This is a genomic window from Streptomyces asiaticus (assembly GCF_018138715.1).
GTDB lineage: Bacteria > Actinomycetota > Actinomycetes > Streptomycetales > Streptomycetaceae > Streptomyces > Streptomyces asiaticus.
In genome coordinates, this window is the sequence record NZ_JAGSHX010000006.1 from 541,045 (window position 1) to 552,729 (window position 11,685).

14 protein-coding genes and 1 pseudogene are annotated in these 11,685 nt (G+C 71.4%); 7 read left to right on the top strand and 8 right to left on the bottom strand.

Annotated elements, in window-relative coordinates:
- Nucleotides 1–35 precede the first annotated feature (35 nt).
- Both KHP12_RS09550 and KHP12_RS50865 read right to left on the bottom strand, forming a co-directional pair.
- Nucleotides 36–224: a hypothetical protein gene (locus KHP12_RS09550; protein WP_198282495.1), complete on the bottom strand. Its 189-nt coding sequence runs from the start codon at nt 222–224 to the stop codon at nt 36–38.
- A 162-nt stretch (nt 225–386) separates the two neighbouring features.
- Nucleotides 387–752 carry a DUF4232 domain-containing protein gene (locus KHP12_RS50865; protein WP_241787711.1) on the bottom strand — a complete coding sequence of 122 codons (366 nt, stop codon included), beginning with the start codon at nt 750–752 and terminating at the stop codon, nt 387–389.
- On the opposite strand from KHP12_RS50865, the gene KHP12_RS50870 reads away from it, so the two are divergent.
- Nucleotides 745–1,134: a hypothetical protein gene (locus KHP12_RS50870; RefSeq protein WP_244202498.1), complete on the top strand. Its 390-nt coding sequence runs from the start codon at nt 745–747 to the stop codon at nt 1,132–1,134. The genes KHP12_RS50865 and KHP12_RS50870 overlap by 8 nt on opposite strands.
- 275 nt (nt 1,135–1,409) lie before the next feature.
- Complete coding sequence (locus KHP12_RS52355) at nt 1,410–1,829, top strand: LysM peptidoglycan-binding domain-containing protein (protein WP_037952635.1); 420 nt, start codon at nt 1,410–1,412, stop codon at nt 1,827–1,829.
- A 94-nt stretch (nt 1,830–1,923) separates the two neighbouring features.
- Here the strand turns inward: KHP12_RS52355 and KHP12_RS09565 are convergent, their stop codons facing one another.
- Both KHP12_RS09565 and KHP12_RS09570 read right to left on the bottom strand, forming a co-directional pair.
- Nucleotides 1,924–2,193, bottom strand: a complete 270-nt coding sequence (locus KHP12_RS09565; RefSeq protein WP_037952439.1) for a DUF1876 domain-containing protein — start codon at nt 2,191–2,193, stop codon at nt 1,924–1,926.
- A 35-nt stretch (nt 2,194–2,228) separates the two neighbouring features.
- Nucleotides 2,229–2,873: pseudogene (locus KHP12_RS09570) on the bottom strand (phosphoribosyltransferase); the annotation flags it as partial.
- A 125-nt stretch (nt 2,874–2,998) separates the two neighbouring features.
- Here KHP12_RS09570 and KHP12_RS09575 point away from each other — a divergent pair.
- Together KHP12_RS09575 and KHP12_RS09580 are read left to right on the top strand one after the other, a co-directional pair.
- The gene (locus KHP12_RS09575) at nt 2,999–3,238 is read left to right on the top strand and encodes a hypothetical protein (RefSeq protein ID WP_037952441.1); all 240 of its coding nucleotides are present in this window, start codon (nt 2,999–3,001) and stop codon (nt 3,236–3,238) included.
- Nucleotides 3,235–3,993 (top strand): DUF72 domain-containing protein, encoded by a 759-nt coding sequence (locus KHP12_RS09580; protein ID WP_086879594.1) that lies wholly within the window; start codon nt 3,235–3,237, stop codon nt 3,991–3,993. The genes KHP12_RS09575 and KHP12_RS09580 overlap by 4 nt, the downstream gene beginning before the upstream one ends.
- A gap of 18 nt (nt 3,994–4,011) precedes the next feature.
- On the opposite strand, the gene KHP12_RS09585 is transcribed toward KHP12_RS09580, so the two are convergent.
- The 4 genes from KHP12_RS09585 to KHP12_RS09600 are packed head-to-tail and all read right to left on the bottom strand — an operon-like array spanning nt 4,012 to nt 8,306.
- Nucleotides 4,012–4,836: a carbohydrate ABC transporter permease gene (locus KHP12_RS09585; protein ID WP_086879589.1), complete on the bottom strand. Its 825-nt coding sequence runs from the start codon at nt 4,834–4,836 to the stop codon at nt 4,012–4,014.
- Complete coding sequence (locus KHP12_RS09590; protein ID WP_037952445.1) at nt 4,833–5,741, bottom strand: carbohydrate ABC transporter permease; 909 nt, start codon at nt 5,739–5,741, stop codon at nt 4,833–4,835. The genes KHP12_RS09585 and KHP12_RS09590 overlap by 4 nt, the downstream gene beginning before the upstream one ends.
- Complete coding sequence (locus KHP12_RS09595; protein ID WP_086879588.1) at nt 5,738–7,156, bottom strand: extracellular solute-binding protein; 1,419 nt, start codon at nt 7,154–7,156, stop codon at nt 5,738–5,740. Before KHP12_RS09595 ends, KHP12_RS09590 begins: the two co-directional genes overlap by 4 nt.
- A 22-nt stretch (nt 7,157–7,178) precedes the next feature.
- Complete coding sequence (locus KHP12_RS09600; protein ID WP_086879587.1) at nt 7,179–8,306, bottom strand: carbohydrate kinase family protein; 1,128 nt, start codon at nt 8,304–8,306, stop codon at nt 7,179–7,181.
- A gap of 154 nt (nt 8,307–8,460) precedes the next feature.
- On the opposite strand from KHP12_RS09600, the gene KHP12_RS09605 reads away from it, so the two are divergent.
- From KHP12_RS09605 to KHP12_RS09615, 3 genes are all read left to right on the top strand, one after another.
- Nucleotides 8,461–9,222: a DeoR/GlpR family DNA-binding transcription regulator gene (locus tag KHP12_RS09605; protein WP_086879586.1), complete on the top strand. Its 762-nt coding sequence runs from the start codon at nt 8,461–8,463 to the stop codon at nt 9,220–9,222.
- A complete protein-coding gene (locus KHP12_RS09610) occupies nt 9,219–10,571 on the top strand; it encodes a 6-phospho-beta-glucosidase (protein ID WP_086879585.1) in 1,353 nt (450 codons plus the stop codon). The genes KHP12_RS09605 and KHP12_RS09610 overlap by 4 nt, the downstream gene beginning before the upstream one ends.
- A 331-nt stretch (nt 10,572–10,902) precedes the next feature.
- Complete coding sequence (locus tag KHP12_RS09615; protein WP_020866433.1) at nt 10,903–11,664, top strand: DeoR/GlpR family DNA-binding transcription regulator; 762 nt, start codon at nt 10,903–10,905, stop codon at nt 11,662–11,664.
- Nucleotides 11,665–11,685 lie beyond the last annotated feature (21 nt).

The following is an 11,685-nucleotide window of genomic DNA, read 5'->3' on the forward strand; positions in this document are numbered from 1 at the left end:
CAAACGATGGTTGAGGCCCCGCGGGGAAGAGGGCGTCATAGCGGGCTGACTGACCCACAGCCTTCCGACGACGACGAGTTGCCGCCGACCGTCGGCGGGCACTGGACGATGTCGAGCAGCCGCTCCGTCACCGCGGAAAGCCCTTCGTGCCGCTCGAGGTCTTCGAGTGTCGCCCCCGAAAGGTCCAGCAGCTCTGTCTCGACCTCGGTCGCGACCCGCTCCATGACACCGTCCCCCTCCGGACACTCCCTAAAGGCTCATATGAGGCATCCCCATGGTGTCCTACCCCTTTTGATTGCGAAAGAGTGAACACGGCCAGTCGGCGCCTGCGTTGTCAAGATTTTCGGTCACTTCCGCGCGCCCGGGAGCCCCCCGATATGCCGGTGTCATCCACCCGTTCCGGATTGCGTCGTCTCGACCTCGAACACGCCTCCGCACACTCGGAACGACCGGGCCGAGACGTACATCGCGTCGAAGGAATCCGGCGGATAGACCCGGATCCGCGCGGCGGTGCGCCGGCACGGGGTGTCGTTCATGCCCTCGTTGAGCGTGTGCAGACTGCTCGAGGCGCTGCCGCCGGGCGGCAGGGAGACCGGGGAGCGGGTGGGGCCGCGCCGGGTGGCGGGGTCGCCGATCACCGCGCCGGTGGAGTCGAGCAGCGAGACACCGGGATATCCGGTGAGGGTGCAGGTCGTGGTGGACCTGTTGGTGAACACCAGGGGCAGGTACACATTGCCGGCGCCGATGTCCATCCGGCCCACCGACAGCGTCAACTGCGCCTTGGAGCAGACGCGGCGCACCCCGGACGCGGCGGCGGGCCGCGAGGAGGACGGGTGCGAGGGCCGCGCCGAGGGCGGAGGGGACTGCGCGGTCCGCGAGGCGGGCCGTTCGTTCCGGGAGGAGCCGCTCTCGGAGGAGGCGGAGGAGGCGGCCGAAGGAGAGGAGGGTGGCGCGGCGGAGGAGGCGGAGGTGACGGACGAGGCGCGCCGCGCGGAGTCCCCGTCCCCGGTGTCGCTGCCGCACGCGGTGACCGTGGCCAGCGCGCCGATCAGCAAGGCGCATAAGACGGGCGGCCGGGACCGCGCTGCCGCCGTGCGCCCGGTCGTGCGCCGACGAACCGAACCGTTCCGTTGACTCATGAGCGACCTCCCGAGGTCAGCCGTCTGCCGGGCCACCGGCATCGAGGGCGGGTGCCCCGATGCCTCCCGCGCATTCCCCCTTTTGGTCTCCCTTCCCCGCGCGCGGGCTCTTATGTCCGGGGCACATTGATCGCGTCGGCGCTCAAATTCCTCACATTGGATTCTCTACCGCAAACAACCGAACACCTTGTCCACGCCAGAACCCTGGGATTACTGTTCGGCAGCCATCGCACTCGCCAACTGCCGTACCAGGACAGGAAGAAGGACTCCATGGCAGCACGCGGACGTCATCGCCGGCCCCGGCCCCACCGTGTCTCCCGCACCTCGCTCGCGATCACCGCGGGCGGTGCCGGCGTCGCCCTGCCGCTCATCGGCATCGGCCAGGCGAACGCCGCCTCAACCCCCACGCCCACCTCGCCGACCCCGACCGCCACCACCGTCACGGCCGTCACGACCACGAGGGCCGAGCCGCTGCTCATCGTCCCGAAGGCCGTGCCCGAACCACCGGCCAAGGCCCAGCCCCGGGCCGGGTCGTACACCGTCGTCCACGGCGACACCCTCTCCCGGATCGCGGACCGGGAGAGAGTGGCGGGCGGCTGGGAGCGGCTCTACGAGATCAACCGCCAGGTCGTCGGCGCCGACCCGGATCTGATCCGGCCCGGCCAACAGCTCACCCTCGGCCACCGCTGAACGAGCCCGCACACGGACAGTGCACACCGTGCAGGCACAGGAGCCTCCGCCCGCGGTGGACCACCGCGGCGGACGCTCCTTCGCCTCAACGGCCTTACATCACCAAATGCGCCTTGGAATGGGTGACTTCCTCAATGTCGCCGCCCGCCTTGCCGATCAGCCGGTGCGCCAGATTGGTCAGTGCCCGCGCCGCCGCGATCTCCTCGCCGACCCTCGGCTGTGCCGGGTCGTCGGGGTTGCGGTTGGCACGGCCCTGGGCCAGCATCTCCGTGCCGTCGTGCATCCTCAGCCGGACGACCGCTTCGGTCAGCGGGCCGATCTCACGGAACTCCATCTGAATGTCGCATCCCACGATCGTCTCCATCGCGCTCACCTCCTGCGTCACCTTCCAGGATGCGCCTCACCGGTCTCTCCGGTCGACCGGGACAGCAACTCCACCACCTCGTCGTCCGCGGTCTGCGAGAAGTCCTCGTACCACTCCCCCACCGCCGCGAAGTCCGAGGGGGTGGAGAGGGCCACCACCTCGTCCGCGTCCTCGCGCAGCGCGGCGACCGCGTCCGGCGGCGCCACCGGCACGGCGAGGACCACTCGCGCGGCTCCCTGGGCCCGTGCCACCCGGCAGGCGGCCTGGGCCGTGGCGCCGGTCGCGATGCCGTCGTCCACGATGATCACGGTGTGGCCCTCGGCCGGGATCCGCGAGCGGCCCTGGCGGAACCGGTGCGCCTTGCGGGCCAGCTCCTCCCGCTCGGTCCGCTCCACCTCGGCGAGGTCTTCCTGATCGGCCCGGCTCATCCGGACGATCGCCTCGTGGATGACCCGTACATCGCCCTCGCCGATGGCGCCGAACCCCAGCTCCCGGTGGTAGGGGACGCCGAGCTTACGGACGATGATCACGTCCAGGGGCGCATGGAGCACCCGGGCCACCTCGAAGGCCACCGGCACCCCGCCCCGCGGCAGCCCGAGCACGACCGGTTTCTCATCCGCCAGGGGGCGGAGTGCCTCGCCGAGGCGCTGCCCGGCGTCCGTCCGGTCGGTGAAGATCATGACTCACCCCCGCTCCTGAAGGACTCATCTCCCATATCAAGCCGACGGTCCGCCCGTCCGCGAACCGGCGGTTCCCGGCCGGTGGCCGGGGCGCGCGGATACCGGAGACCCGGCACCCTGGAGGTATGGAGAACGCCACAGACCCGGACGAGTCCGGTTACCCCGTCTTCGTCGAGTCAATCGAGGCCGACGGCCGCTACCGGCTGGTGCGGCTGCGCGGTCTGGGGTGCGAACCGCTGGAACGGGAGGAGTTCGAGCCGCGCGTCCGGCAGGTCTTCCCCGATATCGACCTGGAGGACCCGGCCCAGGTGCACTGGGAGGACCGGCCCGGGCAGTGGCCGCCCTGGCATCCGGGCGAGGCATGACCGCCCTGATCGGCACCTCGGGCTGGCAGTACCGGGACTGGCGCGGCGATCTCTACCCCGAGGGCTGCCCGCAGCGGCTGTGGCTGGAGGAGTACACCCGCGCCTTCGCCACGGTCGAGAGCAACAACGCCTTCTACCGGCTGCCCTCGTACGACCAGTTCGCCACCTGGCGGGAGCGGCTGCCCGAGGGATTTGTGATGGCGCTCAAGGCGAGCCGCTACCTCACCCATATCAAGCGGCTGCGCGATCCGGAGGAGCCGGTGGCGCGGCTGATGTCCCATGCGGCCGGGCTCGGCGACCGGCTGGGCCCGGTGCTGGTGCAGCTGCCGCCCACCCTGCGGGCCGACGGCGAGCTGCTGGACCGCTGTCTGGGCTGCTTCCCCTCCGGGACCCGGGTGGCCGTCGAACCGCGGCACACCTCCTGGTGGACCGAGGAGATCCGCGCGGTGCTGGAGCGCCGCGCGGCCGCGCTGTGCTGGGCGGACTCCGGCTCCCGGCCGGTCACCCCGCTGTGGCGGACCGCGGAGTGGGGGTATCTGCGCTTCCACGGCGGTCTCGCCCGCCCGGCCCCGCGCTACGGGCGCCAGGCGCTGGCCACCTGGGCGCGGCGGATCGAGGACACCTGGCCGGCCGACGCGGAGGTCTATGCGTACTTCAACAACGACACGGGCGGGGCGGCGGTGCACGACGCGGCCGTCTTCGCCCGCGCCGTGGCCCGCCTCGGCCGCCCGGTCAGCCGCACCCCTTCGGCATGACCCCGGCGCCCGCCGGGCTCACTCCTTCACCGCCCCGCCCAGCATGCCCTCGATGAACCGGCGCTGGAGTGCCACATAGACCACGACCACGGGCAGGGCGATGAGCACCGAGGCGGCCGCGAGCAGCGCCGCGTCGGAGCTGTGCTGCCCCTGGAAGAAGGCGAGGCCCAGGGGCACCGTGCGGTGGGCCTCGTCGCTGACCATCACCAGGGCCATCAGGAACTCGTTCCAGGTCCACATGAAGGTGATCACGACCATGGTGGAGATCGCCGGGCGGCCCATCGGGACCAGCACCCGCCACAGCGTGGTCCAGGTGTTCGCCCCGTCGATCCGGGCCGCCTCGATCACCGACCGTGCGCTGCCGCGGAAGTACGTACGCATCCAGAAGACCCCGAAGGCCAGGGACTGCGCGGTCTGCGGCAGGATCAACGCCCAGTAGCTGTCGGTGAGTTCGGCGTAGCGCAGATCGAAGTAGAGCGGGACGACCAGCGCCTCCTGGGGCAGCGTCAGCCCGATCACGAAGAGGTGGAACAGCACCGTGGAGCCGGGGAAGCGCATCACCCCGAAGGCGTACGCGGCGAGGATGGCCAGCACGGTGGTGGCGGCCACCACGGCCGCCGTGACCAGGACCGAGTTCCCCAGATAGGTGCCGAAGTGGCCACGGCTCCAGGCGTCGGCGAAGTTGCTCCAGTGCAGCCCGTCCTTCGGCAGCGAGAAGCCGGTGTCCAGCGAGTTCTGCGAGCCGAAGGCCGTGGAGAGGATGCCGATCACGGGGGTGAGGGCGAGGACGGTGAAGAGGGCGAGGATGCCGTAGGTGACGTTGCGTTCCAGGCGTGTGGTCATGCCCGCCGCCCTTCCACGAGCCGGGAGACCGTGACGGTCAGGACGAAGATCAGGACCGTGAGGGCCACGCCGACGGCGGCGGCCGAGCCGACCTGGTTGGTCTCGAAGGCCCGGTGGTAGACCTCGTAGGCGGGGACGGAGGTGGCGTTTCCGGGGCCACCGCTGGTGGTGATGTAGATCAGGTCGAAGTTGCGCAGCCCCGCCACGATGGTCAGGGTCAGCGCCACCGCGATCTGCGGCCGCAGACCGGGCAGGGTGACGGTGCGGAACTCGCGCAGCGGCCCGGCGCCGTCCATCCGCGCCGCCTCGTACAGCTCGCGCGGGATGCGCTGGGCCCCGGCGAGGAAGAGGACCATGCACAGCCCGGTGCCGACCCAGGTGCCGACGACGCCCACGGCGGGCAGCGCCCAGGTGTAGTCGCCGAGCCAGGGGCGGGCGAGCCCGCCGAGGCCGACCGCGCGGAGGGCGTCGTTGAGCAGCCCGTCGGGGGCGAGGATCGAGCGCCAGGCCACGCCGACCACGATCAGCGCGAGGACTTGCGGCAGGAACAGGACCGTACGGAAGAAGGTCATCCCCCGGACCCGGGCCCGGGACATCACGGCGGCCAGCAGCAGCCCGATGGCCACCGGCAGGGCGGCGTAGAAGACGAGCAGCAGCAGCGCGTGGAGGAAGGGGGCGCGCAGACTCGCGTCGGTGAACAGCGCGCGGTAGTTGTCGAATCCGGCGGGGGTGGCGACCGTCAGCCCGTCCCAGTGCACGAAGGACAGCCACACCGACTGCCCGAAGGGGTAGAGCAGGAAGACGGCGTACACGATCACCGCGGGCAGGATGTAGAGGTAGCCGATGGCACGCGGTTCGCCGGGCGCGCGGCGGCGGTAGGCCCTGGTCAGGGCGGCGAGCCTCATCGGGGGCCCGCCGAGGTGTGCTGCTCGCGCTGCTTCTTCACAAAGGCTCCGTAGTCCTTCTGGAGCGTCGCGGCGAAGCTGTCCGGGGAGGTCTTGCCGCTGACCACGCCCTGGAGGGCGGCCGAGAGGGTGTCGTAGAAGGTGGGGGTGGAGTAGTCCAGGTACGGGACGAGTCCATCGGCGGCGCTCAGCCGCTTCCACCCGGCGATCATCTGGCCGTCGACGCTGTCCGGGCTCACCCCCGCCGCGGCCTTGGCGGGCACGGCGGGCAGCACTCCGTGCCGGGTCATCACATCGGCGGCGTGTGCGTTGGTGAGGAAGTCCAGATAGGCGGCGGCCACCTCCGCGTGGCGGGAGCGGGAGGTGATGGACCAGGCCAGGCCCTGGCCGCCGGTGGTGACGGGGTCGCCACCGGCCTTGGCGGGCGGGGGCGGCATGATGCCCAGCTTGTCCCCCATGGGCTTCTTCAGGTCGGCCAGCTGCCAGGTGCCGGTCAGCAGATACGCGCCGTCGCCGGAGGCGAACTTCTTGGCCGCGTCGTCGTAGCCGAGGCCGTTGGCTCCGCCGGGCAGATAGCCGCGCTTCGCCCAGTCGGCGAGGGTGGCCGCGGCGTTCTTGGTGGCGGCGTTGCCGAAGCCGTCGCCGCGGCCGAGGACGGTGTCACGGGCACCGGCGGCGCCGAGTTGGTCGTGCAGCACCCCGAAGGTGTGGATGGCGGGGTACTTGTCGAGGTTGCCGAACTGGATCGGCAGCTCGCCGCGGTCCTTGAGCCGGGCCAGGCCGTCGGTGAACTCGCCCCAGGTGCGCGGGGGTTGGAGCCCCGCCTGCTTCAGCTTGTCCTTGTTGTAGTAGAGGCCGATGTACTCGCCGGTCTGGGAGATGCCGTACAGCCGCCCCCTGCCGAAGTCGTCGCCGTCGGCGGAGACCCGGTTGAGGCCCAGGAGGGTGGCGGGGTAGCGGGTGTTCCAGTCGTAGATCCCGGCGTAGTTGTCCAGCGGGGCGAGCAGCCCGGCCCGGACGAAGGCCACCATGTCCGGGTAGCCCTGGTTGGCCTGGATGACATCGGGCGGATGGTTGCCGGAGACGGCCAGCTTCAGGGTGGTCTTCAGATCGGTGAAGCTCCGGGCGACCCGCTTGATCCGCACATTGGGGTACTTCCGCTCGAACTCCCGGTTCAGCTGCTCTATCTCGCCGTTGGTCCCGCCGCGTATCTCCTGGTCCCACACGGTCAGCGTGGTCTTTCCGGCCCTCGCCGGATCGGGTATGGCGGTGGCCGCGCCGGTCCCGGCACCGGCGGCCCCCGAGCCGTCGGTGCCGGGGACACACCCCGCGGCGAGCAGGACGACGCCGAGGGCGAGCGCGGCCGGGACGGCTCTGCCGCGTGTCCGGCGCGCCCCGGTACGGGCGAGTTCCATGGGGTTCTCCTCGATGCGGTGATCAGGACCGTCGGGCACTGTCTTGCACCCGGAAACCGATGGTGGGCAGGGCCCGCAGCCGTGGGCAGCCGCGCACCCGGTCCGGGATCAGCTCGCCCAGGAAGGCGTAGCGGCGGGCGAGTCCGGCCGCGTCCGCCCCGTCGTCGGCCGCCCGGCGCGCCCGGTTCCACCAGGCGGCCACCTCCGGCCAGCCGGGCGCGGCCAGGGAGCCGCCGAAGTGCTGGACGGAGAGGGCGGCGGTGAGGTTGGCGAAGGCGAGCCGGTGGGCGAGCGGCCAGCCCGCGAGCGTGCCGGTCATGAATCCGGCCACGAAGACATCGCCCGCCCCGGTCGGGTCCAGCGCGTCCACGGGCAGCCCGGGCACCTCGGCCCGCTCCCCGGTGAGCGAGTCGATGGCCACGGCGCCCTCGGCGCCCCGGGTGACGACGGCGATCGGCACCAGCTCCGCCAGGGCGCGCACCGCCCGCTCGGGGCTGTCGGTTCGGGTGTAGCGCTGGGCCTCGGCGGCGTTGGGCAGGAAGGCGTGGGCGTAGGGCAGATCGGGGAGCGCGGCGGGGTCCCAGCGGCCGGTCTCGTCCCAGCCGACATCGGCGAAGATCTTGCTGCCCTGGGCGTGTGCCCGGCCCACCCAGTCGTCCTGCCGCCCCGGTTCGAAGGTGGCCACACACGCGCGGGAGCGGGGCGGCGCGCCCCGGACGGCGGGCGGCGGAGCCGGGTGTTCATGGGTGACCATGGTGCGCTCGCCCTCGTACGCCATGGAGACGGTGACCGGGGAGTGCCAGCCGGGGACGCGGCGGGAGGGGGTGAGGTCCACGCCCTCGCCGAGGGCCAGGCTCTCCCAGCAGTAGTCGCCGTAGACATCGGTGCCGAAGGCGGCGGCGAGCGTGGTGTGCAGGCCCAGCCGGGCCAGGGCGGTGGCCATGTTGGCGATGCCGCCGGGGCTCGATCCCATGCCGCGCGCCCAGGACTCGGTGCCGCGGACGGGGGCGTGGTCGAGCCCGGTGAAGATGATGTCCAGGAACACGGTGCCGGTGAGGTAGACGTCGTGCTCGGGGTCCGTGGGGGCGCGCAGCGCCGCGAGCGGGTCGATCGGGTGGATCGGATCGGGGGTTCCGGCCGTGGTGCTCACCGACGTGCCTTTCCTTGTCCGGCGGGGCCTGTTCGCGCCCAGGGCCGTCAGAAGGACCCTGGTGGCGTGAGCGACACCTTGCACCTCACCCGGGGTGAATGCAAGAGGTCGATCAGAGTCGCGCACACTCGCTCACCTGGAGTACGTTGCCACCATGCTGCGAGAGAGCCGCCACGAGAAGCTGCTGAGCATCCTCGGCGAGGAGGGCGTGCTGCCCATCGGGGAGATCGCCACGCGTCTCGGCGTCAGCGAGGCCACGGCCCGGCGGGACATCACCGAACTGGGCCGGGCGGGCCGGCTCACCCGGGTCTACGGCGGCGCGGTGGCGGCGCCCACTCAGGACGAGGAGCGCCCGTTCAGCGAGGTGGTGGTCGACGACCTGTCCGACAAGGAGGCCGTGGCCCGGGCCGCCGCGGAGCTGGTGGCGGACGGCGATGTGCTGCTGCTGGACATCGGCACCACCACCCTCCAGCTCGCCAAGCTGCTGCGCGGCCGTCCGGTCACCGTGGTGACCAGCAATCTCGCGGTCTACGACGAGCTGCGCGACGACCCGAAGGTGACCCTGATCCTGCTGGGCGGGCAGGTACGCGCCAACTACCGCTCCGTGGTCGGCTTCCTCACCGAGTCCAACATCCGCCAGCTGCGGGTCGGCCGGCTCTTCCTCGGCGCGAGCGGGGTGCTCCCCGACGGCAGCGTGCTGGACAGCACCCATGTGGAGGTGCCGGTCAAACGGGCCATGCTCGGCGCGGCCCGGGAGGTGGTGCTGCTGGTCACCGCGGGGAAGTTCCCCGGTGACACCGGCCTCGCCCGGATCTGCGGACCGGAGGGCATCGACACCCTGATCACCAACAAGACATCCGACCCGGCGACGCTCGACGTGTTCCGCGAGGGCGATGTGGAGGTAGTGACCGTATGAGGCTGACCGTGCTGGGCGGCGGAGGGTTCCGTATGCCCCTGGTGTACCGGGCGCTGCTCGATGACACCGGGGACGAGGCGGGGCGCTGCACCGAACTGGTGCTGTACGACACCGACCGGCGCCGGCTGGACGCGATCCGCGCGGTCCTGGCCGAACAGGCCACGGGCCGCTCCACCGCCCCCGCGGTCCGGGCCACCACCGATCTCGACCAGGCGCTGCGCGGCGCCGACTTCGTCTTCTCGGCCATCCGCGTCGGCGGTCTGGAGGGCCGGGCGAACGACGAGCGGGTTCCGCTCGGCGAGGGGGTGCTGGGGCAGGAGACCGTCGGCGCGGGCGGGGTGCTCTACGGGCTGCGCACTCTGCCGGTGGCGGTGCGGATCGCCGAGCGGATCGCCACCGTGGCGCCGGACGCCTGGGTCATCAACTTCACCAACCCGGCGGGCATGGTCACCGAGGCGATGCAGCGGGTGCTCGGCGACCGGGTGATCGGCATCTGCGACTCCCCGGTCGGCCTGTGCCGCCGCGCCGCGCGGGCGGTCGGCGCCGACCCGGACCGGGCCACGTACGACTATGTGGGCCTGAACCATCTGGGCTGGCTGCGCCGGGTGGTGGTGGACGGCCGGGACCGGCTGCCGGAGCTGCTCGGCGACACCGGCGCCCTGGAGTCGTTCGAGGAGGGCAAGCTCTTCGGCGCCGAGTGGCTGCGGGCGCTGGGCGCGCTGCCCAACGAGTATCTGCACTACTACTACTTCAACCGGGAGGCGGTGGCCTCGATCCGGCAGGCCCCGGCCACCCGTGGCGAGTTCCTCCGCGACCAGCAGGCCCGGTTCTACGAGACGGCGGGCTCCGGCGCGCCCGGGGCGCTCAGGGAGTGGGAGCGCACCCGGCTGGAGCGCGAGGCCACGTACATGGCCGAGAGCCGCGAGGCCACCGGCGGCTGGGAGCGCGACTCCTGCGATCTGGACGGCGGTGGCTACGACCGGATCGCGCTGGCCCTCATGCGGGCGATCGCCCGCGATGAGCGCGCCACGCTGATCCTCAACGTACGCAACCGGACGGCCGTCCCCGGTCTTGACGAGGACGCCGTGGTGGAGGTGCCCTGTCTGGTGGACGCGGGCGGCGCGCGACCGCTCGCGACCGGCGCGGTGGCGCCGGACCAGCTCGGCCTGATGCTGACGATCAAGGCGGTGGAGCGCTCGGCCATCGAGGCGGCCACGACCGAAGCGGGCAGCGATTCGGGCATCACCCGCGGTGCGGCCCTGCGGGCCCTGGCACTCCATCCGCTGGTGGACTCGGTCAAGGTCGCGGGCCGGATTCTCGACGCCTCCGGAGCGCTGACACGCCCTTAGGGCCTGTCTGGGGTTGTGATCTGGGCTCAGATCACAACCCCAGACAGGCCCTAGCACATGTCCGTTCGGGCATTCCCCAGTATCTGAACCCGCCCGGACGGGCTCCGTTCACGCCCTCTTTCGGCAAACGGGCGAGAAACGGGCCCGCCGGGTGGATAATCAGACAGCCGGGTTCCTCACCGTCCGTTGCGCCATCTGCCCCGACCTGCTCTTATAACGGTTGTGAAACGGGCGCATACGGTCACGATCTCTGTGGTGCCAAGACTGGCTTCCCCTGTTGCAGGCTTGTAAAACTGCCACGCAAGCGAAAGACCTAGGCAGGAGGTGCGGCGTGGACGCGGAGGAACGCCGTCGGGAGATCCTCGACACGGCTCGCCGTGCCGGCGTCGTCGACGTCGGCAAGCTCGCCGCCGACCTCGGGGTGTCCAAGGAGACGGTGCGCCGCGATCTGCGGGTCCTGGAACAGCATGGACTGGTGCGGCGTACCCATGGCGGCGCCTACCCCGTGGAGAGCGCCGGTTTCGAGACCACCCTCGCCTTCCGCACCACCATGCACGTACCGGAGAAGTCGCGGATCGCGACCGCGGCGGCCGATCTGCTGGGCGATGCCGAAACGGTCTTCATCGACGAGGGATTCACCCCGCAGCTGATCGCGGAGGCCCTGCCCAGGGACCGGCCGCTCACCGTGATCACCGCTTCCCTCACGACCGCCACCGGCCTCGCCACCCGTGACAACACCACCGTGCTGCTCCTCGGCGGACGGGTGCGCGGGGGCACGATGGCCACCGTCGACCACTGGGCGACCCATATGCTCTCGGGCTTCGTCATCGACCTGGCGTTCATCGGCGCCAACGGCATCTCCCGCCAGTACGGCCTGACCACCCCGGATCCGGCGGTCAGCGAGGTCAAGGCGCAAGTGGTGCGGGTGTCCCGGCGGAAGATCTTCTCCGGGGTGCACACCAAATTCGGAGCCGTCAGCTTCTGCCGATTCGCCGATGTCTCGGACTTCGAAACGATCGTGACCGACACGGGTCTGCCGCTGACCGAGGCACACCGCTATTCGCTGCTGGGCCCCCAGATCGTCAGGGTCTGACGCCCTCCCCCGCTGTTTTTC